This is a genomic window from Mesorhizobium sp. P160219, from assembly GCF_057786095.1.
On sequence record NZ_JBYNWG010000001.1, the window covers coordinates 5,175,444 to 5,198,340 of the forward strand.

The window sequence follows — 22,897 nt, forward strand, 5'->3', positions numbered from 1 at the left end:
TCTCTCGACAGCCCTGCCCCGGCTTGGACCTAGACCAGTTCCCTGCCCTTGGCGTCGATGGCGTTGGCCACGGCTTCGTCGGTCGCCTCGTCGGGCAGGAGCATTTCATTATGCGCCTTGCCCGACGGGATCATCGGGAAGCAGTTGGCGAGCGTCGCCACCCGGCAATCGAACAGCACCGGCTTCTTCACCGCGATCATCTCCTTGATCGCATCGTCCAACTCGTCCGGCTTCTCGCAACGAATGCCGTGGCCGCCATAGGCGTCAGCCAGCTTGACGAAGTCGGGCATCGCTTCGGTATAGGAATGTGACAGGCGGTTGCCGTGCAGCAGCTGCTGCCACTGACGCACCATGCCCATATACTGGTTGTTGAGGATGAAGATCTTGATCGGCGCATTGTGCTGCACCGCCGCGCTCATCTCCTGCATCGTCATCTGCACCGAGGCGTCGCCTGCGATGTCGATGACCAGCGCGTCCGGGTGCGCGATCTGCACGCCGAGCGCAGCCGGCAGACCGTAGCCCATCGTGCCCAACCCGCCCGACGTCATCCAGCGGTTCGGCTTCTCGAAATGATAGTGCTGCGCCGCCCACATCTGGTGCTGGCCGACCTCGGTGGTGATGTAGGTGTCCATGTCCTTGGTCAGCTCGTAGAGCCGCTGGATGGCATATTGCGGCATGATCACATCGTGGTTCATCTTGAACGCGAGCGAGTCACGCGCGCGCCATTTGGCGATCTGCTCCCACCAGGGATGGAGCGCCTTCTTGTCGGCCTTGGCGCTCGCCCGCCACAGCCGCACCATGTCCTCCAGCACCCGGCCGACATCGCCGATGATGGGCACTTCCGTGTGCACGTTCTTGTTGATCGACGATGGATCGATGTCGATGTGGATCTTCTTCGAGTTGGGCGAGAAGGCGGTCAGCCGTCCGGTGATGCGGTCGTCGAAGCGCGCGCCGATGCAGATCATCACGTCGCAATCATGCATCGCCATATTGGCTTCATAAGTGCCGTGCATGCCCAGCATGCCCATCCAGTTCTTGCCCGATGCCGGATACGCGCCGAGGCCCATCAGCGTCGAGGTGATCGGGAAGCCGGTGAGGTCGACCAGTTCGCGCAGCAGATGGCTGGCCTCCGGACCGGAGTTGATGACGCCGCCGCCCGAATAGATGATCGGCTTCTTGGCGCCGGCCATCAGTTCGACGGCGGCCTTGATCTTTTCCAGGTCGCCCTGGACCTTCGGCTGGTAGCTGGTGCGCGGCGCCGCCTGCGGCGGCACATAGATGCCTTTGGCGAACTGCACATCCTTCGGAATGTCGACCACCACCGGGCCGGGGCGGCCGGTCGTCGCGACATGGAAGGCCTCATGGATGGTGGCGGCCAATTCGTTGACGTCCTTCACCAGCCAGTTGTGCTTGGTGCAGGGGCGCGTGATGCCGACCGTGTCGCACTCCTGGAACGCGTCGGAGCCGATCAGCGAAGTCGGCACCTGCCCGGTCAGGCAGACCAGCGGGATCGAATCCATCAGCGCATCCTGCAGCGGCGTCACCGCATTGGTGGCGCCCGGGCCGGAGGTCACCAGCATGACGCCGGCCTTGCCGGTCGAGCGGGCATAGCCTTCGGCCGCATGCCCTGCGCCTTGCTCGTGGCGGACGAGGATGTGCTCGACCTCGTCCTGCTGGAAGATTTCGTCATAGATCGGAAGCACCGCGCCGCCGGGATAACCGAAGACATGCTTGACGCCATTGTCCTTCAGCGCCTGCACCACCATTTCGGCGCCAGTCATTTCCCTGTTTGGTATTTCGCGCCGTTCGTTCTGTCCGTTGCTCATCGGTCTGGTCCCGTACTTCTAGCCATGAGGCGATTGCTGGTCGTTTAGTCGTGTTTCGGGCAATAAAAAAGGCCCCCGATGGGAGCCTGTGTGTTGCGCATGGGAGGTTTTCGCCCGGCGGTTACACCGCCTTGCCCACGCGCTTTCCTACGAGAATGAGTGCCTTTTTCATCGTGGCGGACACTACGAGGGTGAAAGGCAAGGTGTCAACGGGAAAAACGCGCGATGCGAAAGACAAAGCAAGTGGCCCGCCGCCTCTGGTCGGCGGGCCACCGCGGCGCATACGATACCCCTAATCGCACCGCGCCGGGAACAAGAGTCACTGCCGTGTCACGTCAGGATCAGCACGATCTTGTACGTATCCGGGTCGACGATGACGATGCGCCCGTCGGCCAGCACGAAGTACTCATAGGATTCGTAGGCCGGGACGATCTTGACAATGCGCGCCGGCAGACGGTGCAGGCGCACTTTGTGCCGCGGCACCTCGATGCCGACCGAAATGTCGAAGTCGACGTTCTTCACCGGCTCAACCCTGGTCTCGTGGATGATCTGCGTGACCTGCGTCTTCTGCTCGACGGTCACGTTGTTGATCGAGGCCGTATTGCCCTGGTCGGTCTGAACGTTTGTGTTGCCCTGAGCGTTCTGCTCGGTGGTGGTCCCGGCCTTGCCCTGGGCCTGCTGGTCCGTGCTGGTGCCGGTCTGGCCCTGAGCGTTCTGCTCGGTGCTGGTCCCGGCTTTGCCCTGAGCCTGCTTCTCGGTGCTGGTGCCGGTCTGGCCCTGAGCGTTCTGCTCGGTGCTGGTCCCGGCCTTGCCTTGGGCCTGTTCATCCGTCTTGAGCTTGGCCTTGCCCTGAGCCTGCTTCTCGGTGCTGGTGCCGGTCTGGCCCTGAGCATTCTGCTCGGTGCTGGTCCCGGCCTTGCCCTGGGCCTGTTCATCGGTCTTGAGCTTGGCCTTGCCCTGAGCCTGCTGATCGGTCGTGGCGCCGGCCTGACCCTGAGCATTCTGCTCGGTACTGGTCCCGGCCTTGCCCTGTGCCTGTTCATCCGTCTTGAGCTTGGCTTTGCCCTGAGCCTGCTGATCGGTCGTGGCGCCAGCCTGGCCCTGTGCATTCTGATCGGTCTGTGACTTCATCTTGCCTTGCGCCTGTTCGCCGGCCTTGCCGCCCTTCTGGCAATCGGCCGCGCCGGCGGCGCAGTTGTCGCCACCGCTCGGCTGCACGGCCTGGGTCTGGGCGATCGCGGCGCCGCACCCGACGCCAAGCGCAATCATGCTCGTGATCAACACATGTTTCATCTGCTTTCTCCTTAAAGAGTCGGTCCCTCAGCCTAGCCAACTCTGCCAAAAATACTTTGTTCCACATTTTGTGAATAAAATCGGGCTTCTAAGAAGACCAATGAATGGTGGCAGTAATTTTGCAACAATCACCTACAAATTGCATCAAACAATTAATGCAACGCAACATTTTGTTTTTTCCTGAGCTTGTGATCCCATAGCGATGACACCAGCCTCACAAGCTTAGAAGTACTCCCGTCGTCATGACCAGGATGGCTACCCCGAAAACAGGCAAGAGCAACCATCGTGCCTGATGGACGCTGTTGTCCATTAACGCCTCCCACAAGTGCTGATCTCAACGATGCCGAGAACCCTGTGTTCCGCCCTGAGGAGGCTCTAGGACCTCTACAGCCTGGCACCAGACTTTGGTCCCTCCCCCTATCGTCCATTGGCCCGATGACGCCCGGACCGAAGCCCCACACGGGAACGCAGCCGCGAAAAGCCCGTTCGGCTCCCGGTGTGTGCATCAACCTCATCAACACCACCCGTATCGGAATCGAGCTCGCGCAAGATGCATGAGCGTTGCTCGCATGAAGGAGAAAATCATGACGACCATGTACCAGTCGACCGCAATTGCCGGATTCTTGCTGCTCGCGAGCGCCGGCGTAGTTGCTGCTCAAGACGTCATCATCGCGCCGGAGCAGGAAACGGTTGTGCGCGAATACGTGAAAAAGCAGCCCCTTGCGTCGGTGAAGATTCCAGGTGTCGAATTGAACGTGGGGACCGCCATTCCCGACACGGTGGAACTGCATGAAGTGCCGAGCGTCAAGTATCGCTACGTTGTGGTCGACGGGCGAACCGTGCTGGTCGACCCCGGCACGCGGAAGATCGTCAAGATCATACAGTAACGCTGATCCCACCGCCGTTCCCCGCGGGTGGCGGTGGGATCATGCCCTGAATTGGCGGTTTCCCCAGCAATTCAACCTGGCGCTTGCTCGCACCATCGACCGTTCTAGATGTAGGATGGCTTAGGCATTTTGGCGCGGCCAAAGTCGCGGGGTCGGTTGAGACGTGCGCTACATTGATAGTCTCTATCAAAACTGGAACAGGCTATCGTTGGCTTGGCAGTTCATCATAGTCGGAAGCATTGGGCTGCTGTCGCTGATGCTGGTCGTCGGCCTATGGGTCACCTCGCAAATACGAGATGGAGTGATCCGCAACTCTGCAAGCACGACCGCGCTTTACGTCGACAGTGTCATCGCGCCAATCCTGCCGGATATGCGCAAAAGCCAGCAGCTCAGCGACACCGTTAAACGGGCGCTCGATGAAACCCTGGACCAGGGTGCTCTCGGCAAAAAACTGGCGTCGTTCGTGCTTTGGCGGCGTGATGGCAAGGTGCTGTACGCCAAAGACGCGGCTCTTATCGGCCAGACCTTCGAGCCAAATGCGAACTTGCTGCATGCGTTCGGTGGAAACGTGGTGGCGCAATTCAATGATCTGGACGAAAATGAAAGGAAGGAACGCAAGAGCCCCACCGCCTCGCTGCTCGAGATCTACAATCCGGTTCGAGAGCCGTGGTCGGGCGATGTTGTGGCCGTTTCCGAGTTCTACGAGATAGCCGACGATCTTCAGGGCACTTTAAACTCGGCACTATGGTCGAGCTGGCTGCTCGTGGCTGGCGCGACCGCGGTCGCCTTGGCGATGCTCTCGGGAATCGTGCTTCGCGGCAGCAGCACTATCGAAACGCAGCGTTCAGCGCTTGAGACACAAGTGGCCGAACTTCAGTTGCTTTTGGAGCAGAATTCCGCTTTGCGGGAGCGCGTCCAGCAGGCGTCGCGCCGCGCAACGGCAATCAACGAGCGTTACTTGCGTCGCATCGGGTCTGATTTGCATGACGGTCCAGCTCAGCTGGTCGCACTGGCTGCGCTGCGCATGGACAGCCCTCTGCTGCTCGATCCCGCCGCATCCCCAAGCCACCGGAAGACCGAGATCGCCGATATCCATCATACGTTGGACGAGGCGATGCGGGAGATCCGCGCCATCTGCACCGGCCTCGTGCTGCCACAGATCGAAGCTTCGACAGTCGCGGAGATATTGCGGCTTGCAGTTGCCGAACATGAACGCCGGACGGCCTCCTCCGTATCGCTTTCACTGCCATCTCGCCTGCCCGACCTGGGGACGTCCGAGAAAATAAGCATCTTTCGCTTCGCGCAGGAGGGGCTGAACAATGCCTGGCGACACGGTCTGGGCAAGGGGCAGGCTGTCAAGGCGAGAGTGACGCAGGGCAAGCTCCTCATTCAAGTGCTTGATCACGGCCCTGGATTCCAGTCGGGATCGTGTGAAGGACTTGGACTCGCCGGTATGAGGGAACGTATCGAAAGTATCGGAGGTCACTTCGAGACCTTTTCGAGCCCCAGGGGGACCCGGCTGACCATAACGCTCAACATCGAGGACCAGAAATGACCGCTCCCATAAGGATTGCCATTGTTGATGATCATCCGCTGTTTCGTGAGGGTGTGGCTCGCAGCCTCGCCGAAATCGGCGGCTTCGAAGTCGTTGGTGCGGGCGAAACCGCGACGGATGCCGAACAGCTTGCGGCCTTGGCAAATCCCGACATATTGCTGCTAGACATCAGTTTGCCGGGAGGGGGTCTGGCGGCAGCGGAAAATATTCTTGCAACTCAGCCTGACTGCAAGATCGTCATGCTCACCGTCTCGGAGGCGAACGCCGATTTGGCAACGGCGCTCAGGCTGGGCGTACGCGGATATGTGCTGAAAGGGATTGGGGCGGCATCGCTGGCCGAGGTGCTGACTTATATAGCCGCAGGAAAAAAATATGTTTCGCCGACCCTGTCAGCGCAGCTTTTGAATGAACTGATCCGGCCGGAAAAGCGCACAACCGATCTCGTTGCCAATCTCTCGGGACGCGAGCTTGGGATAATCTCCTTGGTAGGCGAAGGACTGAGCAATAAAGAAGTCGCCAAACGTCTCAACCTGCAGGAGAAAACGGTAAAACACCACATGACTCGGATATTTCAAAAGCTAAAGGTGCGAAACCGCACCGAAGCAGCCATTCTTATGCACGCGCCCAAAACGGGTCTTGTATAGGGAGATCGGGGCTTGTCTGAAGGTCGGATGCTGGTTGGCGAACCAACAGTTACAGCCCTTTCAGACGAGCAATGTCGGAGGCCCTTACGGCGCGTTCGACAATTGTCCTTCCAAGCGGATCCTTCATAGTGAAGCGGCCGGCCTCGATGCTTTCGCTGAATCCATCGCGATGCACGACCTGGATTTTGGCGCCCTGTACCGTCACCGTGTCGCCAGCGGCATTGACTTGGCTACTGGGAGCTTGGCTACCGGGGGCGTTGTCGCCGGCACCATTTTTTCCCTTTCCGTTGGCGTTGCCATTCCCGGCGTTGCCGCCTGAGCCATTACCGTTACCACTACCGTTGCCACCACCGTTACCATTGCCATTGTTTCCGCTCTTGGCGCTGGCAGCGGCGAATTCGATCTTGTAGCCGTCGACATGGCTCAACCGCAGACCAAGCACCGGCATCGCCACCGCAACCGCCGCGAATACGCGCAAGCTAAAGTACGCCCAGCGACGCACGGATGAAAACAGGGGCTGCCTTTCTCCATTCATGCCACCATCACATCATGATGTGTCACGGTATTCAAGAATGAACAGCCCAAAATTGCGGCTTACAAACGCTGAGGAAACTCTCCTTTCGTGCTTTCAGCTCAATTCTCAGACCTTCGTCTGAGTCAAATATACACCGAAGTCTGACCTACTGATCTTGGCCGCGCCGACGGATGTCGCAATAAAATCCGCGGTGACAAGGCTCGTCACCGGTAGGGATCGGCAGCGAGGCGCGAGCGCCTGCGGCACGCAGACGCTTGCGGCAGGTCTCCGGCATACGGTTAGCGCATGCTCGCCGTCGAAGCGGTAGCACATGCCGTTCCTTCCCCGGATTATGATCAGGCGCGATTGGCGAATTCGCGGACAACCCGTTGCAGCAGCGGCATGTAGTCGCGAAATGCCCGGGTCTTCATGTTGGCGATCTTGCCGGCCTCGTCCCAGACGCGAACCCGCACCGCTTCCTCGTGGAACGGGTTCTTGCGGAACTCTGCCACCTCTTCGGCATTCATCGGCCCGCCTTGCAGCGACAGCGTGTGGACCGAGGCCTGCGACAGCCTGCCGAAATAGCTCGGGTCGGTGGCGCAAAGGTAGCGCTTGGCCGCGACATGCAGCCTGACGCATTCGACGATCACCGGTGGAAAGAACGGCGCCAGCACCTCGCCGCCGGCTTCGTCATGATGCTTGTCCTCGACATCGTCGGGCGAATAGGTGCCGAACTCGCTGGTGTAGTGGCCGATATCGTGCAGCAGTGCTGCCGCCACCAGCACATCGGGCGCGCCGTCCTTTTCGGCGAACCAGGCGCCCTGCAACATGTGCTCCGACATGGTGACGGGTTCGCCGAGATAGGATTCCGCCCCTCGGCGTTCGAAAATATCGGCGATGAATTCGACGATGTTGCCCGCGTTCAAATCCTGGCCGCTCATTCCGCAGCCTCCTTGAAGCTGTGTTCGATCGCCGACAGCGTCGACAAAAGGCCATCCTTGTCGGCGTAGCAGCCCTGCAGCCAGCGCTTGCCGGTGCCGGAGAACGCCTTGCGGGCATGCATGACGCGGGTGTTGTCGACGATGAAGGCCTCGCCCGCCTCGAGCCTGAAGGTGACTTCGAAGGAAGGATCCTCGATCAGTTCGGCAAACCGGCGATAGGCGGCGTAGTAGGCCTCCATCTCCGCGAACGGCACATCGACGGTCGGCGCCAGCGAGCGGTTGTTGAAGCGGATGGCGATGAGTTCGCCATCCGGCCCGAGCTCGATCATCGGCCGTTTGGCCTGCAATCGCACGCCCGACGACCCCGCATATTCGAAACGCGCCGGGTATGAACTCAACAGCCGGAAGCCTTCGGGGTTTTCTGCCTGCAGCGCGGCCGCCACGGCAAAACCATCGACGACGCTGGATTCGCCGCCCTCCACGGTGTTTTCGATGCAGGACAGGATCTGCAAGGTCGGCACCGGATCGCGATAGGGATTGTCGGTATGCGCCTGCAGGCCAAGATTGGTGTAGGCCAGATTGGTTGGATTGACCTCGGCGCGCACCTCGAACCAGCGGCCGTAATTGGTCTCCCTGATATAGCCGAACAGATCGGACACTTTGCACAGCGCCCCGGATTCGGGCGGCAAATCGTCCATCACCGCGAAGCCGTAGGTCTTCACCGCCGACAGCCATTGCCGCAAGACGGCGCGGTCGCGGCTGGCAGCGAGATAGCCGGCGCGCGGCACCGAATTCTGCATAGAGGCCCTGGTCCATCGCACGGTGCCCTCGCCTGTCCAGCCGGGCTGTCGGGCGGCATCGCGGTCATAGGCATTGGCGCTCAGCCATGCCGCAGGAAAGCGCACCGTCTTTCCCTCCGGTTCGAAACTGACTTCAAGCGCATCGCCCTTGATCGCGGCTGCGCCGATCCATGTCTGCACGGGAATGTCGAGAATGGTGATCAGCCGCTGGCCGTTGCCGGCGCTGCGCGTCTTGTCGTCGAGCGCATTGTCGCGCAACCACACGGCGTGAAAGCGAGTGCGCGCGCCGTCCTTCCAACCGAGGTCGATCGTTCTTCCTTCGTCGCCGATCAGCGCCTGGGTAAGCATGGAGATCCGTTCCTGTCCGCTGCGCCCCGCAGCCAACTCCGCAGGGTTTCCGGTTGCATCGTGATGATGTCGAAGGCATAACTCAAATTATCATTTTGCAGCCAAAGGCCCTAAACGGTTTATGACTGAAACAACCCTGCCCTTGCCCCCGCTTGACTGGCTGCGGAGTTTCGAGGCCGCCGCGCGGCTGTCGAATTTTACCGCCGCCGCGGCCGAGCTTGGCCTGACCCAGGCTGCGGTCAGCCAGCACATCCGTTCTCTCGAAGAGCGGTTGAAGCAGCCGCTGTTCATCCGCCTGGCGCGCGGCGTCGAATTGACGCCGGAGGGTGCCGCCTACCTGCCGCATCTGCAATCGGCCTTCGCCGTGATCGCCAACAGCACGCGCGAGCTGTTTGAACCCAAGACCGTCCAGAGCGTGACGATACGCTCGCCGATCTCGTTTGCCGTGCTGATGATCGCGCCGAAGCTGCCGCAAATAGCCAAGGACCTGCCCTTCGTCCAGCTGCAGATCGAGACCATCCACACACCGGCCGATTATGGCGAGCGCTTTGTGGGTCTCGACATCCGATTCGGCATTGGCCCCGGCTCTTTTGCCGGACGGCAGGCCGACCGCCTGACCCGCGAAACCTTGACGCCGATGGCGTCGCCGCATCTCGCCAAGGCCAAGGATTGGACAGGATTGCCGAGACTTACAGTGGTCGGCGCGCGGGAAATGTGGGGCGAGTGGTTCGCCGTCGCCCGGATGAAGCCGGCGCTGGGGCCGACGCACAAATTCGACAGTTTCGTTACCGCGTTGGAGGCGGCGAAGCACGGCGCCGGCATGGTGCTGGGATCGCGACCGTTGGCCGACGCGGCACTGCGCGACGGATCGCTTGTCACCCTTTCCGGCTTCGCTCTGTCGAGCGGTGCCGGCCACTATCTAACCGCACCCTCGGGCGCGCATCTGAGCCCTGCCGAAGAAGCGGTCCGCCGCTGGTTCGTGACGGTCTTCGGCGTCCCGATTTCCCGATAAGCCCCTGAATACGCGGCAAACTATTGGACGACGTGACGCGGCGCATAATTTGTCGCGATACTGCGCCAGGCCGGACGTCAAGCTTCGGCAGGGTTCCGCTCGCTACAGGCGGCCAGGAAAAATCGCGGAGGAAATTCAATGCTCGACAAGGCCCCCAACAAGAAGCTTTCCGACCTGCTCGATCGCTTCGGCGCGGCACTCACCGCCGGCGACATCGACAAGGCGGTCGCCTGCTTCCAGGAGGATTGTTACTGGCGCGATCTCGTCACCTTCACCTGGAACATCAAGACGATGGAAGGCCGCGATCAGGTGCGCGACATGCTGGTCAGCCAGTTGGCCAGGACCAAACCGTCGAACTGGGCGATCGCCAAGGGCGAGGATGCCACGGAAAGCGACGGCGTGCTCGACGGCTGGATCAGTTTCGAAACGTCTGTCGCGCGCGGCTTCGGCCACATCCGGCTGAAGGACGGCAAGATCTGGACGCTGCTCACCACTATGGTCGAGCTCAAGGGCCATGAGGAGCCGGCCGGTTTCGACCGCCCGCTCGGCGCCAAGCACGGCCATGGCAAGAACCGCCCGACCTGGAAGGAGGAGCGCGAGAAGGAAGCCGCCGAACTCGGCTTCAAGACGCAGCCCTATACGCTCATCATTGGCGGCGGCCAGGGCGGCATCGCGCTCGGCGCCCGGCTGCGGCAACTCGGCGTGCCCACCATCATCGTCGAGAAGAACGAGCGTGCCGGCGACAGCTGGCGCAAGCGCTACAAATCGCTCTGCCTGCACGACCCGGTCTGGTACGACCATCTGCCCTATATCGACTTCCCCAAGAACTGGCCGGTCTTCGCGCCCAAGGACAAGATCGGCGACTGGCTGGAAATGTACGCCAAGGTGATGGAGCTGAATTACTGGTCATCGACCGAGGCCAAGAGCGCCGTTTATGACGACAAGAAAAAGGAATGGACCGTTGTCGTGCGCCGCGACGGCAAGGACATCACGCTGAAGCCGAAACAATTGGTGCTGGCCACGGGGCAATCCGGCAAGGCCAACATGCCGAACTTCAAGGGCATGGACACATTCAAGGGCGACCAGCATCACTCCTCGAAGCATCCGGGACCCGATGCCTATGTCGGCAGACAAGCTGTCGTCATCGGCTCGAACAACTCCGCCCACGACATTGCAGCAGCCCTTTGGGAGGCCGGCGCCGACGTCACCATGGTGCAGCGCTCGACCACGCACATCGTCAAGTCGGACACGCTGATGGAGATCGGCCTGGGCTCGCTCTATTCGGAAAAGGCGGTCGCGAGCGGTATGACCACAGCCAAGGCCGACCTCGTCTTTGCCTCCCTGCCCTACAAGATCCTGCACGAATTCCAGATCCCGGCCTATGCCGAGATGAAGAAGCGCGACGACAAATTCTACAAGGGCCTGGAGAAGGCCGGCTTCATGCTTGACTGGGGCGATGACGGCTCCGGCCTGTTCATGAAATATCTGCGGCGCGGCTCGGGCTATTACATCGATGTCGGCGCATCCGACCTGATCATCGACGGGTCGATCAAGCTGAAAAGCGGTGTCGACGTGAAGGAGATCAAGGAGCACTCCGTTCTGCTCTCCGACGGATCGGAACTGCCGGCCGATCTCATCGTCTACGCCACCGGCTACGGTTCGATGAATGGCTGGGCGGCCGATTTGATCTCACGGGAGGTCGCGGACAAGGTCGGCAAATGCTGGGGCCTCGGCTCCAACACCACCAAGGACCCAGGCCCCTGGGAAGGCGAGCTGCGCAACATGTGGAAGCCGACGCAGCAGGAGGCGCTGTGGTTCCATGGCGGCAATTTGCACCAGTCGCGCCATTACTCCCAGTTCCTGGCGCTGCAGCTGAAGGCGCGCATGGAAGGCATCGCCACGCCGGTCTACGCGCTGCAAGAGGTTCACCACAAGGGTTAGGCAGCGCCGCCGATGCGCTTCCAGTAGATGAGCGTGCCGGTCAGCCCGCCATGCGGTTTCAGGGCAAAGTCCGGTATTTCGCCAGTGAGCGTGAAGCCGAGTTTTTCGTAAAGGCCGGAAGCGCCCTCCTCGGTTGCGGTGTCCAGCACCAGAAGCGTGCGGCCTTTCTCGACGGCGAGCGTTTCGGCCGCCCGCATCAGCCGGCTCGCTATGCCCTTGCCGCGGTGTTCGACGCGGGTCATGAGCTTGGCGATCTCGGCCCGGTGCGGCTGATTATCAGGAAAGTCGAGCAGCAAGGTGACGGTGCCGACCAACGCGTCGCCATACCAAGCGCCCAGCACCGCTCTTTCGCCTCTCTCTGCTGTCATCAACGAGTTGCTCCAGAAAGTTTCCGCCGCTTGCCTGGATAAGGGATGCATGAAGCTGACGGAGCCGCCGGCCGCGACCGTCTCGATCAGGAGGTCGGCCAGCATGTCGCGTGTTCCCGCAGTCAGCGACCTGATTTCGATGGGACTCACCTGCACTTTCCCTTGCTAATCCAGACGCGCGACGCGGCGCCGCTTTCGTCTCGCCTTGATCGCGGCGATGCGATCGGTGTCTTTCGGCTGCAGATGCAGCCCGCGTTCGAGGATTTCGAGCGTGTATTCCTCATACGTCAGGCCAAGCCGCTCGGCCTTTTCCATGCGCATCAGCATCACGTCACGGCTTGGCGCCTTCCACGCCTTGGCATGCGCTGCCTGCCAGGCCAGGAAGATGTAGGGATCGCCCTTGCCCCATGGCGGGCCCTTGTAATCATCGAGCGGCGGTCCGCCATTGTCGGAGCGCTTGGGACGTCTTGCCACGATTTCAGCCCCTGACCAGCGCAACCAGATAGTCGGCCGGCTGCGGTCCGACGGCATGGAACGTGCAGTCCGACGGCGCGCCGAGCGCCAGGCAGTCGCCGGGCTCGAGACTATGCACCATATCACCCTCGGTGAACTCAAGTCGCCCGGAGATCAGCCACATCTGCTGCTTGATGAAGGCATAGGACGCCGCCGGGAAACTCACACTGGCGCCAGCCGGCAGTTGCACCCGGATCAATTCGAGCGGCGTGTCGGAAACCGGCGACAGATGCCGACGGACATAGCCCGTACCGGGGTCGCGCCAAACCGGCTGCTCACTCTCGCGCAGCAGGCCGCCACCTTGCTGCTCGGCGCGTGCTATCAGCGTCGACAGCGTCATGCCGAAAGCAGCGGCGATGCGCACCAGCAGCGCGGCCGTCGGGCTGGTCATGCCGCGCTCGATAGTGCTGAGCATGGCTTTGGAGACGCCGGAGCGGTTCGCCAGGTCGGCCAACGACCAGTCCCGCAAGGCTCTTTCGGCGTGGATTCGTCTGCCGATCGTAGCCGACATGTCATTCGCTATATCAGTCATTCGTCCAATATATCGAATATTTGGATTCGGAAAAGAGGCCGGCCGGTTGAATTTTCGCTGACGGGTTAACCCCTGCTACACCATCCCGCATCACGCCACCTTAACCCCGTCTGTGTAGGATCGACGCTCCACGAGAATGGGGATCGGATCGTATGTTTGTCGAGCGCGAAGCCTCCGTCGGCGAACCGACCTCGCAGGAGCGCCGCCGCGCAGAGCAGAGCGACAAGCGCATTCTCGGCAACGTCGTGCAGTGCGACGGTGCGCGCGCCACCATCAGCGCCTATGCCGACGACATCGAAGGCGCGGTCACCGGCCTGTGGACCGTCGGCAAGATGATCTCCATCAATCTCGGGACATCGCGCACCGTTGGTCTGGTCTACGAAATCGGCAAGTCGGATCGCGCCTGGAGCAATGAGGGACAAAATCCCATCGAGGTCAGCGTCGAGCTGATCGGCGAAGTGCGCGACGGCGCCGAACCGGGGGCCAAACCGGTGTTCGACCGCGGCATCACCACCTATCCTCATATCGGCGCCATAGCGCACCGCATCCGTACCCGTGATCTGCAGGCGGTCTACGATCTCGCCGGGCGTCATTCGATCACCATCGGTACGCTGTCGCAGGATGAGTCGATCGACGCCAACATCGCCATCGACGACACGCTGGCGCGCCATTTTGCCGTTGTCGGCACAACCGGCGTCGGCAAATCCACCGCCATCTCGCTGCTGCTGCGCAAATCGATCGCCGCCCGGCCCGATCTGCGAATCCTCATTCTCGATCCGCACAATGAATTCGCGGCATCCCTGCCTGAGTTCTGCGTCCGGGTCGATTCCAAGACGCTTGATCTGCCGTTCTGGATGTTCAGGCTCGAAGAATTCGCCGAAGTGCTGTTTCGCGGCCGAGAGGTCGTGCCGGAAGAAGTCGATGTCCTGCGCGACCTGATCCCCGCCGCCAAGAACCTCTATCGCAATCCCAATTCAGGCTCTTACGTGCGCCGCGGCAGCGATGCGCTGACCGCCGACACGCCGGTGCCCTACCGCATGGTCGATCTCATCAAGCAGATCGACGAGCGCATGGGCCTCTTGGAAAGCAAGAACGACCGCCCGACGCTGAAATCGCTGAAGACGCGCATCGAGTCCGCCGCGTCCGACCCGCGCTATCGCTTCATGTTCAATTCGCGGCTGATCGAGGACACGATCCACGAGACGATCGGCAATATTTTCCGTGTGCCGCATCATGGCCGCCCGGTGACCTGTTTCGAGATGGCCGGCATGCCGTCCGAAGTGGTCAACTCCGTCTGTTCGGTGCTGGCGCGCCTGGCCTTCGACCTTGCGCTGTGGAGCGAGGGCCGGCTGAAGCTGCTGTTGCTGTGCGAGGAAGCGCACCGCTATATGCCGGCCGATCCGCGCCTAGGCTTCGCCCCGACAAGGCATGCACTGTCGCGCATCGCCAAGGAAGGCCGCAAATATGGCTGCTATCTCGGCGTCGTCACCCAGCGCCCGGGTGAACTCGATCCGACCATCCTGTCGCAATGCTCGACCTTCTTCGCCATGCGGCTGGCCAATGAGCAGGACCAGGCGATCATCCGCTCGGCGATCGCCGATTCCTCCGCCTCGACGCTGGCCTTTCTGTCCTCCATGGGCCAGCGCGAAGCCATCGCCTTCGGTGAAGGCGTGGCGACGACCATGCGGCTGAAGTTCGAAAAACTGGCGGAGAACCTGATCCCCGGCACCGCCAAGCGAGAGCAGGACGAGTTCTCGCAGGACGGCAACGACGTCGATCTCGCCGCCATCGTCGAGCGGCTGCGCAACGTCCCGAAACCGCAGCAGCAGATGGCCTTCGCCGAGGTCGTGGACTCCGGCCGCCAGGCCGGCGATCCCGATTACCGCAAGCCGGCCACCGCCCAGCGCGTCCAGCCCGACGACGATTTCGACCTGCGCTACGGCCTCAAGCCCACAACCTTCGGCATGCGCCCGCAGAACGATTGACCTTCAGCGTAGCGACTTGCCGGCCAATTGAGAAGCCGCCGGAGCGCCAGGGCTCGGCTTCGTTGGCCGCTTGGGTAAAATCCCGAAAGGGAATTCATCAGGCCGGATTGAATGGCGTGGCTTTCGAGAAGCCGGAGCGGAGCGGACATTTAGTCCGTGAGCACCGGAAGTCGAGAAAGCCACGTCAGGCAACCGGCCGCATGAATTCTTCTTCGGGATTTTAGGCGCAGACGCGGTTGCGGCCTTGCCTCTTCGCCTCGTAGAGCTGGCGGTCGGCGCGGCGGTAGAATTCCTCGGCGGTTTCCTTCCGATCCCAGACGGCTAGTCCGACGCTGGTGGTGATCTTGAGGCGGACATTGCCCGACAGCACCGACATGTTGGCAATCGCTTTGCGGATGCGTTCGGCGAACTTCCCCAACAACTCCGCATCCATGTTGGGCGTGACGACGGCGAACTCCTCGCCCCCAAGCCGCGCCACCACATCGTGGTAGCGCGTCATGCCTTTGAGGCAATTGGCGACTGCCCTAAGCACCTCGTCGCCGACATCGTGGCCATGCGTGTCGTTGACCTGCTTGAAATGATCGAGGTCGAGGATCATGAGCCCGACGGGCTTTTCGATGCGGCGGAATTCCTCGAGATATTCCTTCAGCGCATCATCGAAATAGCGCCGGTTCTGCATGCCGGTAAGGCCGTCGGTCAATGCCGCATGCTGCAGCGTTTCCGAGCGGGCGCTGAGCGAAACCGTCATGGCGCGCAGCTTGCCCTCTTCCGTCGCCTGCCTACGGATCAACGGGTAGATGAAGAACACGCCGAAGAACAGCGCTGTCGCCAGCAGCACCCCGGTGACAAACAGCAGCGTGTTGAGATAAGCGATCCTCTCGACCCGGGAAGTCGTATCGTGACCGACCGCGATGGACTGCAATTGACCATAGGCATAAAGCGTCACCAGGCCTGCGGCCAGGATCACGAAAATAAAGACGAAAAATGCGGATTCCGCCTTGTGGAAACGCATCTGCTCCCCGTTGGAAAAGTACCCCCCGGATCTATGGCATGCCGGCGCCTTACGGACGGTTAATCCAGACAACCGGAGCGGGAATGTTCATTCCTACTTCTGTTTCTTTAATTGTATTGGCAGCACGAAAATCAAATCGTGGTTTGCAGGCGGCCGCCGGGCTGCAATCTCAGCCATTCCGGTCCCAGCTGATGGCGAAACCACGTCGTTTGCCGTTTGGCATATTGCCGCGTCGCTGCCTTGCAGCGCTCGATGGCCTGAGGAAAGCTGATGTCACCCGCCATGGCAGCCGAAAGTTCGCGAACGCCGATCGCCTTCATCGCCGGCAGGTCGGGATCGAGGCCAAGCGCCGCAAGCCGTTTGACCTCATCGAGCGCGCCGAGATCGAGCATGCGGTCGAACCTTGTTTCGATCCGCTCGACAAGGGCGGCGCGGTCCGGCTCGATAACGAAGAACTGAGCGCTGTCGCGGTCGATCAGCGGCCGGCCGCGCGCTGCCTGCCATTCGAGGATGGAGCGGCCGGATGCGTCGAGCACCTCCAGCGCCCGCACGATGCGCTGGCCATCGGTCGGCTTCAGCTGCATGGCGACCGCCGAATCCTCATGCATCAGGATGCGGTGCAGCTTGGCTGCGCCTTGCTCCTTTAACTCGTAGCGCCAGCGGTCGCGTACCTGCTGCGGAATGTCGGGCATTTCCGAAATGCCCTCGGCAAGTGCGCGAAAATAGAGCCCGGTGCCGCCGACGAAAATCACCGGACGTTCAAAGCCGGCGTCATCGGGCTGTCGGGCGAGCGTGCCGTCATCGATCAGCTTCATCACGTCGCGCAGCCAGGCGCCGGTGGAATAGGCGGTGGAGGGATGCACGTGGCCATAGAGATAGTGCGGCGCGCGGGCGAGGTCGGCAGCGCTCGGCCGCGCCGTCAGCACGTCGAGCACCGAATAGCCCTGCATGGAATCGGTGTTGACGATGACGCCGCCCTTGCGCTCGGCGAGATCGAGCGCCAGCGCCGACTTGCCGCTGGCGGTCGGCCCGGCTATCAGGATCGCGTCCTTCACGCGGCCCTCGCCCGCCTGCCCGCCCTCGCCTAGCTGCTTGGAAGCCTCGATGCCGCTCATTGCCACGCTTGTGTCCCACCCCGTCCGCCGCGCGATGTCGGCCTCGCTTGCGAATATGGCCTCACGGTCGGTCGGCGCAAGCGCTGTTCGCTGGCTGGGCGAAGGCGTCGCCTGCGACCTGGTGCTGCCCGAGGGTGCGGAAGCCGCTGAGGCAAGTGCCGCCTTGCGCTTGGCACTTGGCTCCGAGCCGGTCGACGTGATCGTTCAGCAGGCCGAAAGCCGCCGCAAGACAATCCTGCTTGCCGATATGGATTCAACCATGATCGACCAGGAATGCATCGACGAACTCGCCGACGAGATCGGCGTCAAGGACCGCGTTGCCGCCATCACGGCACGCTCGATGAACGGCGAGATCGCTTTCGAGCCGGCGCTGCGTGAACGCGTGGCGCTGCTGAAAGGCCTCGATGCCGCCGTCGTCGACCGCATCATCGCGAACCGCCTGACGCTGGCGTCGGGCGGCCGCGCTCTGGTGCAGACGATGCGCGCCAATGGCGCCTGGACGGCGCTTGTCTCCGGCGGCTTCGACGTCTTCACCAGCCGTGTCGCCGCCATGCTCGGCTTCGAGGAAAACCGTGCCAACCGCCTGATCGAGGAGAACGGGCGCTTTGCCGGCCTGGTCGCCGAGCCGATCCTCGGCCGCGCCGCCAAGGCCGATGCGCTGAACGATATCTCGGCCCGCCTCGGCCTGACGCCATTCGATGCGATTGCGGTCGGCGACGGCGCCAACGACCTCGACATGATCCGCCTGGCCGGCACCGGTGTCGCGCTCCACGCCAAGCCGGCCGTTGCTGCCGAAGCCAAGGTCCGCATCGACCATGGCGATCTCACCGCGCTGCTTTATCTCCAGGGCTACCGCCAGGAAGAGTTCGCCCAATGAAACCGATGCGCACCGAGCGCCTCATCCTGCGCAACTGGGAAGACCGCGATCGCGAACTCTTCCACCGCATCAATTCGGACGAGCGGGTGATGGAATTCTTTCCGTTCCGCCGCGACCGCGCCGAGACGGATGCCAAGATGGACGAGTTTCGGGGCTGGATCGCCGAGGACGGCTTTGGTTTTGCCGCCGCCGAGATCGCCGCGACTGGGGAATGCATCGGCTTCGTCGGTCTCTTAAAGACCGATCACGTGCCGTCCCTGCCTTCCGATACGATCGAGATCGGCTGGCGGTTGGCGCCGGAATTCTGGCGCAAGGGCTATGTCACGGAGGCCTCCGAAGCCTGGCTCGCCTTTGGCTTCGAAACGCTTGACCGCGACGAGATCGTCTCCTTCGCCGTCGCGGCCAACCGCCGCTCGACGGCCGTCATGGAGCGTCTTGGCATGACCCCTGACCCGGCTCGCGATTTCGACCACCCATCCATCCCTGACAGCCACCCGCACCTCAAGCGGCATGTCCTCTACAAACTGTCGCGCACGGACTGGCAGGCACGAAAAAGGGCGGCTCGCTGGCCGCCCTTTCCCTGAAGACAATCGGTTATGGGGCTTTCCGGACTCAATCCATCCGGATCGTCACGAAGCGCAACTCGCCGGTCTTGGACGCCAGCATCAAGAGCGCATTCTTGCGGCCCTGCTCCTTCAGCGCGCCGATCCGGTCCATCACGTCCTTCGGGGTCGCGACCAATTCCTGGGCGATTTCGGTGATCACCTCGCCGGCCTGGATGCCGCGCTCGGCGGCGGCCGAATCCTTGGTGACGTCGGTGATGACGACGCCGGAGACGTCGGCCGCGATGCCGAATTTTTTCCGTGTGTCGTCATTGAGCTCGCCGACGGTCATGCCGAGCACCGAGGCCGTGGAGACCGCGGGCGCCTTGTCGCCGCCCTTGTCCTCATCGGTAGTGCCGTCCTCACCGGCAGCGACCTTCTCGCCGTCCTCAAGCCGGCCGAGCGTCACCTTCACCGTCTGCTCGACGCCCTTGCGCACGATGATCACGTCGACCGCCTTGCCGACCGGGCTTTCCGCCACGACGCGCGGCAGGTCGCGCATTTCATGGATGTCCTTGCCATCGAACTTGATGATGACGTCGCCGGCGAGAATTGTGCCGTTGTCGACCGGTCCGCCCTTGATGACGCCGGCCACCAGCGCGCCCTTGGCGGTCGCCATGCCGAGGCTCTCGGCGATGTCGTCGGTCACCGGCTGGATGCGCACGCCGAGCCAGCCGCGACGGGTCTCGCCGAACTGGCGCAGCTGGTCGACGACGCCCGAGGCAAGCTGCGAGGGGATTGAGAAACCGATGCCGATCGAGCCGCCCGACGGCGAGATGATCGCCGTGTTGATACCGATGACCTCGCCCAGGCTGTTGAACAGCGGCCCGCCGGAATTGCCGCGGTTGATGGCGGCGTCGGTCTGGATGAAGTCGTCATAGGGGCCGGAATTGATGTCGCGGTTGCGGGCCGAGACGATGCCGACCGTCACCGTGCCGCCAAGGCCGAACGGATTGCCGATCGCCATCACCCAGTCGCCGACGCGCATCTTGTTGGAATCGCCGAATTTCACCGCCGTCAGCTTGTGGCCCTTCGGGTCGACCTTGAGCACCGCCACGTCGGTCTTGGTGTCGGTGCCGACCAGCGTCGCCTTCAGCGTCACGCCGTCGGAGAAATTCACCTCGATGTCGTCTGCATCGGCGATGACGTGGTTGTTGGTGACGACAATGCCTTGCTCGGCGTCGACCACGAAGCCGGAGCCCAGCGACTGCACCTTTTGCGCGCCGCCATCCTTGTCGCCGCCACGGTTCTTGAAGAAGTCGTCGAAGAAATCCTGGAACGGCGAACCCTCCGGCAGCTGCGGCATCGGCACCGCGCCCGGACCTTCCGTGCCCTTCACGGTCTGCGAGGTCGAGATGTTGACCACCGCACCGAGCAGGCCTTCGGCGAGGTCGGCAACCGAAGCCGGTCCGTCCGCGGCCACCGTCGGCGTCACGAAAGCCGGAACGGCAAGCGCGCCGACCATAAGTGCCGCAGCACCTGCGATGAACGTCCGCCGCGCCGCGCGCAGAAGGGTGTTGGATGTCATCGAAAGCCTCCCGGAATCTGAAAAGAAAAAGCGCTTCGGCAAAACGCCGCGTCGCGTCATGTTGGCAAGAAATACGGCACGTTTGCGGCTATGGCCACATCAGGAGGATAAATCCTCCGTTACACCTTAGAGCGGTTCGCCGTTTCGCGGAAACGGCGAACCGTTCAATCCCTTTGCTTTTACGCAATTCCGGACGGAAAACCGCTCACACTTTCCTGGAATTGCAGATCAGCGGTCCTCAGCCACGCACCAACCAGACGATGCCGACGCCGATGGCGATCGCCACCAGCCCGACGATGCGCAGCGCAATTTCCGGCGTCGACAGCACTTCGCCGGCAAGACGTCTGGCAAGGCCGGGAAAGCCGCCATAGACCAGACCCTCGACAACGAGGACCAGGCCTATGGCCGCAAGGAAATCCTGCACCGCCCTACTGGGCGGGTGCAGGTTGTGCAGCCGGCGCGGCAGGTGCCGTCGCCGGAGCCGCAGGCGCCGTCGCCGGAGCCGCAGGCGCCGCCGGCTTCGCGTCCGTCCCGTCCGGATTGCGGAAGAAGCGGAAGAACTCCGAGTTCGGCGACAGCACCATCGTCGTCCCGGAGTTGTCCAGCGCCGTGCCATAGGCATTCATCGACCGGTAGAAGTCGAAGAACGCCGGATCGCGTTTGTAGGCGTCGGCAAAGGTCGCACTGCGCTGGGCTTCACCTTCACCACGCAGGATTTCCGATTCCTTGCGCGCCTCGGCGACGATTTCCACCACTTCGCGGTCGGCGCGGGCGGTGATGCGCTGCGCGGCCTCTTTGCCGCGTGCCCTCAGCCGTTCGGCCTCGGCTAAACGTTCGGCCTTCATGCGGTCGAAGGTCTGCTGCGAAACCTCGGCCGTCAGATCGGTTCGGCGGATGCGCACATCCTCGATCTGCAGGCCGAGCGAAGTGGCGTCGGGCCGAAGCTGATCGCGCACTTCGCGCATCATCACGGCCCGCTCTTCCGAAAGCGCCGCCTCGAAGTCGCGCAGACCGTAGACACGGCGCAGCGCCGCATCGAGACGCGTCCTCAGTCGTGCTTCGGCCAGTGTGATCTGACCGGACACGGCTGAGCGGAACACCCGCGGATCCGAGATGCGGTACGCGATGAAAGCGTCGACCTCGTAGAACTTGCCGCCCGAAACCTGGACGCGGATGTTGTCGAGATCGAAGCGCAGCACCCTGTTTTCGATCAATTGCACGCTGTCGGCGTCGAAGAAGGCGAAAGGCGCCTTGAAATAGATGCCGGGTTCATTCTTGACGTCGACGATCTCGCCGAACCGCAGCACGAGCGCCTGCTGGCGCGCGTTGACCACGAAGACCGAGGAGTAGAGCAGGAACAGAAGCACGGCCGCGATGACCGCGATGATGGGAAGACGATTGGCCATCACTGGGCTCCTCCCGTGGTCGCAGGCGGCGGCGCCTTCGGCTGCAGTGCCGGCAGCGGCAGATAGGGAACGACCCCTTGCCCATTGCCCTGTTCGACGATGACCTTGTTGGAATCCTTCAGCACCTTCTCCATCGTTTCCAGATAAAGCCGCCGGCGCGTCACGTCGGGCGCCTTGGCGTATTCGTCATAGACCGAGATGAAGCGCTGCGCCTCACCTTCGGCTTCCTGTACGACACGGTTCTTGTAGGCTGCCGCGTCCTCGCGGATCTGCGCCGCGGCGCCACGCGCCTGGCCAAGCTTCTGGTTGGAATACTGGTTGGCCTGCTCGACGAACTTGTCTTCGTCCTGCTCGGCGCGCTGCACTTCGTCGAACGCGTCGGCCACTTCACGCGGCGGCGCCGCGTCCTCGATCGAAACCGCGTTGACATTCAGGCCGGCCTTGTAGCCGTCCAGCGTCGTCTGGATGATTTCACGCACCGAGGCGGCGATGCCCTGACGGTCGTCGCGGAAGATGTCCTGCGCCGGTCGCCGGCCAACCGCTTCGCGCATGGCGCTCTCTGCGACCTGCTGCAGCATGCCTTCGGGATCGGAGACGTCGAACAGATAGGCCCGGGGATCGGAGACCTGATAGGCCACCGAAAACTGGACGTTGACGATGTTCTGGTCGCCGGTAAGCATCAGCCCCGACGAGTTGCCGCTCGTCGCGCCGCCACCACCGATATCGACGAGTTGTTCGGCGATGTTGGCCGTCTCGACGGTTTCGACCGGCCACCAATGGAAATGCAGACCCGGCTGCGACAGCTCCGCCTTCGGCTTGCCGAAGCGCAGCTCGACCGCAACCTCGTCCGGCTGCACGGTGTAGACCGCCTTGAACGCCCACAGCACGATCAGAGCCGCTGCGATCAGCGCAAAGACGGCCGGGCTGGCGCCGCCGCCGCCGGGCAGCGCGCGCCGCAGCCGGTCCTGGCCGCGGCGGATGATGTCTTCGAGATCGGGAGGTGACCCCGGCGGGCCGCTAGGCCCCTTCGGTCCCTGCCCCCAGGGTCCCTGATTGTTGCCGCCGCCGCCCCATGGGCCGCCGCCGCCGCTCTTGTCGTTCCAGGGCATGAATGTCCTTTCGCTTGGGATTCCCTCAGCGCCGACGTTGCGGCGCAAAATCCAGTTGTTCTTCTATAGGGACGCAGCGATGCGCTTTC

General features: G+C 62.4%; 22 protein-coding genes. 8 read left to right on the plus strand and 14 right to left on the minus strand.

Translation table 11 applies throughout. The features are described from left to right. Window positions 1-29 precede the first annotated feature (29 nt). On the minus strand, window positions 30-1,826 hold the full coding sequence (locus tag AC3EMP_RS25155; protein ID WP_023751653.1) for an acetolactate synthase 3 large subunit: 1,797 nt from the start codon (window positions 1,824-1,826) through the stop codon (window positions 30-32). A gap of 330 nt (window positions 1,827-2,156) precedes the next feature. Continuing rightward, window positions 2,157-3,119 (minus strand): DUF1236 domain-containing protein, encoded by a 963-nt coding sequence (locus tag AC3EMP_RS25160; RefSeq protein WP_023668350.1) that lies wholly within the window; start codon window positions 3,117-3,119, stop codon window positions 2,157-2,159. A 584-nt stretch (window positions 3,120-3,703) separates the two neighbouring features. Here AC3EMP_RS25160 and AC3EMP_RS25165 point away from each other — a divergent pair. The 3 genes from AC3EMP_RS25165 to AC3EMP_RS25175 all read left to right on the plus strand — a co-directional run bounded on the left by AC3EMP_RS25165 (window position 3,704) and on the right by AC3EMP_RS25175 (window position 6,205). Further along, window positions 3,704-4,006 carry a DUF1236 domain-containing protein gene (locus AC3EMP_RS25165; RefSeq protein ID WP_023731684.1) on the plus strand — a complete coding sequence of 101 codons (303 nt, stop codon included), beginning with the start codon at window positions 3,704-3,706 and terminating at the stop codon, window positions 4,004-4,006. 163 nt (window positions 4,007-4,169) lie between these two features. Further along, the gene (locus AC3EMP_RS25170; RefSeq protein ID WP_023690914.1) at window positions 4,170-5,561 is read left to right on the plus strand and encodes a sensor histidine kinase; all 1,392 of its coding nucleotides are present in this window, start codon (window positions 4,170-4,172) and stop codon (window positions 5,559-5,561) included. After that, the gene (locus tag AC3EMP_RS25175) at window positions 5,558-6,205 is read left to right on the plus strand and encodes a LuxR C-terminal-related transcriptional regulator (RefSeq protein WP_023668347.1); all 648 of its coding nucleotides are present in this window, start codon (window positions 5,558-5,560) and stop codon (window positions 6,203-6,205) included. Before AC3EMP_RS25170 ends, AC3EMP_RS25175 begins: the two co-directional genes overlap by 4 nt. Window positions 6,206-6,254: 49 nt before the next feature. Here AC3EMP_RS25175 and AC3EMP_RS25180 read toward each other — a convergent pair whose 3' ends face one another. From AC3EMP_RS25180 to tmpA, 3 genes are all read right to left on the minus strand, one after another. Continuing rightward, window positions 6,255-6,740: a hypothetical protein gene (locus tag AC3EMP_RS25180; protein WP_155921647.1), complete on the minus strand. Its 486-nt coding sequence runs from the start codon at window positions 6,738-6,740 to the stop codon at window positions 6,255-6,257. Between the two features lie 335 nt (window positions 6,741-7,075). Then, window positions 7,076-7,660 (minus strand): (R)-1-hydroxy-2-trimethylaminoethylphosphonate oxygenase, encoded by a 585-nt coding sequence (gene tmpB, locus AC3EMP_RS25185; RefSeq protein ID WP_023751655.1) that lies wholly within the window; start codon window positions 7,658-7,660, stop codon window positions 7,076-7,078. Continuing rightward, window positions 7,657-8,808: a 2-trimethylaminoethylphosphonate dioxygenase gene (gene tmpA / locus AC3EMP_RS25190; protein ID WP_352712329.1), complete on the minus strand. Its 1,152-nt coding sequence runs from the start codon at window positions 8,806-8,808 to the stop codon at window positions 7,657-7,659. The genes tmpB and tmpA overlap by 4 nt, the downstream gene beginning before the upstream one ends. 121 nt (window positions 8,809-8,929) lie before the next feature. Between tmpA and AC3EMP_RS25195 the strand changes: the two genes are divergently transcribed. Both AC3EMP_RS25195 and AC3EMP_RS25200 read left to right on the plus strand, forming a co-directional pair. Next, complete coding sequence (locus tag AC3EMP_RS25195) at window positions 8,930-9,820, plus strand: LysR family transcriptional regulator (protein ID WP_023827565.1); 891 nt, start codon at window positions 8,930-8,932, stop codon at window positions 9,818-9,820. Window positions 9,821-9,958: 138 nt separating this feature from the next. Then, window positions 9,959-11,761, plus strand: a complete 1,803-nt coding sequence (locus tag AC3EMP_RS25200; protein ID WP_023703001.1) for an NAD(P)/FAD-dependent oxidoreductase — start codon at window positions 9,959-9,961, stop codon at window positions 11,759-11,761. Here AC3EMP_RS25200 and AC3EMP_RS25205 read toward each other — a convergent pair. Genes AC3EMP_RS25205 through AC3EMP_RS25215 form a run of 3 tightly spaced genes read right to left on the minus strand, consistent with a single transcriptional unit; the run spans window position 11,758 to window position 13,174 of the window. After that, window positions 11,758-12,279 (minus strand): GNAT family N-acetyltransferase, encoded by a 522-nt coding sequence (locus AC3EMP_RS25205; protein ID WP_352712332.1) that lies wholly within the window; start codon window positions 12,277-12,279, stop codon window positions 11,758-11,760. The genes AC3EMP_RS25200 and AC3EMP_RS25205 overlap by 4 nt on opposite strands. A 15-nt stretch (window positions 12,280-12,294) precedes the next feature. Beyond that, window positions 12,295-12,603 (minus strand): hypothetical protein, encoded by a 309-nt coding sequence (locus AC3EMP_RS25210; RefSeq protein WP_023682084.1) that lies wholly within the window; start codon window positions 12,601-12,603, stop codon window positions 12,295-12,297. A 4-nt stretch (window positions 12,604-12,607) separates the two neighbouring features. Continuing rightward, the gene (locus AC3EMP_RS25215) at window positions 12,608-13,174 is read right to left on the minus strand and encodes a helix-turn-helix domain-containing protein (RefSeq protein WP_023668339.1); all 567 of its coding nucleotides are present in this window, start codon (window positions 13,172-13,174) and stop codon (window positions 12,608-12,610) included. A gap of 152 nt (window positions 13,175-13,326) precedes the next feature. Here AC3EMP_RS25215 and AC3EMP_RS25220 point away from each other — a divergent pair, with 152 nt between their 5' ends. Continuing rightward, on the plus strand, window positions 13,327-15,159 hold the full coding sequence (locus AC3EMP_RS25220; RefSeq protein WP_023668338.1) for an ATP-binding protein: 1,833 nt from the start codon (window positions 13,327-13,329) through the stop codon (window positions 15,157-15,159). A gap of 220 nt (window positions 15,160-15,379) precedes the next feature. Here AC3EMP_RS25220 and AC3EMP_RS25225 read toward each other — a convergent pair whose 3' ends face one another. Further along, window positions 15,380-16,171: a GGDEF domain-containing protein gene (locus AC3EMP_RS25225; protein ID WP_023690907.1), complete on the minus strand. Its 792-nt coding sequence runs from the start codon at window positions 16,169-16,171 to the stop codon at window positions 15,380-15,382. Window positions 16,172-16,302: 131 nt separating this feature from the next. After that, entirely contained in the window at window positions 16,303-17,286 is a 984-nt protein-coding gene (miaA, locus tag AC3EMP_RS25230; protein ID WP_352712334.1) for a tRNA (adenosine(37)-N6)-dimethylallyltransferase MiaA, read from the minus strand. Here miaA and serB point away from each other — a divergent pair. Both serB and AC3EMP_RS25240 read left to right on the plus strand, forming a co-directional pair. Beyond that, window positions 17,276-18,163 carry a phosphoserine phosphatase SerB gene (gene serB, locus AC3EMP_RS25235; protein WP_023750915.1) on the plus strand — a complete coding sequence of 296 codons (888 nt, stop codon included), beginning with the start codon at window positions 17,276-17,278 and terminating at the stop codon, window positions 18,161-18,163. The two genes, miaA and serB, sit on opposite strands and share 11 nt — an antisense overlap. After that, complete coding sequence (locus tag AC3EMP_RS25240; protein WP_352712336.1) at window positions 18,160-18,747, plus strand: GNAT family N-acetyltransferase; 588 nt, start codon at window positions 18,160-18,162, stop codon at window positions 18,745-18,747. Before serB ends, AC3EMP_RS25240 begins: the two co-directional genes overlap by 4 nt. Window positions 18,748-18,775: 28 nt before the next feature. Here the strand turns inward: AC3EMP_RS25240 and AC3EMP_RS25245 are convergent, their stop codons facing one another. The 4 genes from AC3EMP_RS25245 to hflK form a co-directional block, all read right to left on the minus strand. Then, complete coding sequence (locus AC3EMP_RS25245) at window positions 18,776-20,293, minus strand: DegQ family serine endoprotease (RefSeq protein WP_488494687.1); 1,518 nt, start codon at window positions 20,291-20,293, stop codon at window positions 18,776-18,778. 238 nt (window positions 20,294-20,531) lie between these two features. Further along, window positions 20,532-20,717, minus strand: a complete 186-nt coding sequence (locus tag AC3EMP_RS25250; RefSeq protein WP_023805528.1) for a DUF2065 domain-containing protein — start codon at window positions 20,715-20,717, stop codon at window positions 20,532-20,534. Window positions 20,718-20,721: 4 nt separating this feature from the next. Then, window positions 20,722-21,699, minus strand: a complete 978-nt coding sequence (gene hflC, locus AC3EMP_RS25255; protein WP_023682089.1) for a protease modulator HflC — start codon at window positions 21,697-21,699, stop codon at window positions 20,722-20,724. Continuing rightward, window positions 21,699-22,808, minus strand: a complete 1,110-nt coding sequence (gene hflK / locus AC3EMP_RS25260; protein ID WP_023682090.1) for an FtsH protease activity modulator HflK — start codon at window positions 22,806-22,808, stop codon at window positions 21,699-21,701. The genes hflC and hflK overlap by 1 nt, the downstream gene beginning before the upstream one ends. Between the last annotated feature and the right edge of the window lie 89 nt (window positions 22,809-22,897).

What these genes read in the sequence shown, in the direction of transcription:
- serB (WP_023750915.1), top strand. Translation starts at nt 17,276, where the DNA reads ATGCCGCTCATTGCCACGCTTGTGTCCCACCCCGTCCGCCGCGCGATG.
- AC3EMP_RS25245 (WP_488494687.1), bottom strand. Translation starts at nt 20,293, where the DNA reads ATGACATCCAACACCCTTCTGCGCGCGGCGCGGCGGACGTTCATCGCA.
- AC3EMP_RS25225 (WP_023690907.1), bottom strand. Translation starts at nt 16,171, where the DNA reads ATGCGTTTCCACAAGGCGGAATCCGCATTTTTCGTCTTTATTTTCGTG.
- AC3EMP_RS25220 (WP_023668338.1), top strand. Translation starts at nt 13,327, where the DNA reads ATGTTTGTCGAGCGCGAAGCCTCCGTCGGCGAACCGACCTCGCAGGAG.
- AC3EMP_RS25160 (WP_023668350.1), bottom strand. Translation starts at nt 3,119, where the DNA reads ATGAAACATGTGTTGATCACGAGCATGATTGCGCTTGGCGTCGGGTGC.
- tmpA (WP_352712329.1), bottom strand. Translation starts at nt 8,808, where the DNA reads ATGCTTACCCAGGCGCTGATCGGCGACGAAGGAAGAACGATCGACCTC.
- hflC (WP_023682089.1), bottom strand. Translation starts at nt 21,699, where the DNA reads ATGGCCAATCGTCTTCCCATCATCGCGGTCATCGCGGCCGTGCTTCTG.
- AC3EMP_RS25180 (WP_155921647.1), bottom strand. Translation starts at nt 6,740, where the DNA reads ATGAATGGAGAAAGGCAGCCCCTGTTTTCATCCGTGCGTCGCTGGGCG.
- AC3EMP_RS25195 (WP_023827565.1), top strand. Translation starts at nt 8,930, where the DNA reads ATGACTGAAACAACCCTGCCCTTGCCCCCGCTTGACTGGCTGCGGAGT.
- AC3EMP_RS25200 (WP_023703001.1), top strand. Translation starts at nt 9,959, where the DNA reads ATGCTCGACAAGGCCCCCAACAAGAAGCTTTCCGACCTGCTCGATCGC.
- AC3EMP_RS25175 (WP_023668347.1), top strand. Translation starts at nt 5,558, where the DNA reads ATGACCGCTCCCATAAGGATTGCCATTGTTGATGATCATCCGCTGTTT.
- AC3EMP_RS25215 (WP_023668339.1), bottom strand. Translation starts at nt 13,174, where the DNA reads ATGACTGATATAGCGAATGACATGTCGGCTACGATCGGCAGACGAATC.
- miaA (WP_352712334.1), bottom strand. Translation starts at nt 17,286, where the DNA reads ATGAGCGGCATCGAGGCTTCCAAGCAGCTAGGCGAGGGCGGGCAGGCG.
- AC3EMP_RS25155 (WP_023751653.1), bottom strand. Translation starts at nt 1,826, where the DNA reads ATGAGCAACGGACAGAACGAACGGCGCGAAATACCAAACAGGGAAATG.
- hflK (WP_023682090.1), bottom strand. Translation starts at nt 22,808, where the DNA reads ATGCCCTGGAACGACAAGAGCGGCGGCGGCGGCCCATGGGGCGGCGGC.
- AC3EMP_RS25165 (WP_023731684.1), top strand. Translation starts at nt 3,704, where the DNA reads ATGACGACCATGTACCAGTCGACCGCAATTGCCGGATTCTTGCTGCTC.
- tmpB (WP_023751655.1), bottom strand. Translation starts at nt 7,660, where the DNA reads ATGAGCGGCCAGGATTTGAACGCGGGCAACATCGTCGAATTCATCGCC.
- AC3EMP_RS25240 (WP_352712336.1), top strand. Translation starts at nt 18,160, where the DNA reads ATGAAACCGATGCGCACCGAGCGCCTCATCCTGCGCAACTGGGAAGAC.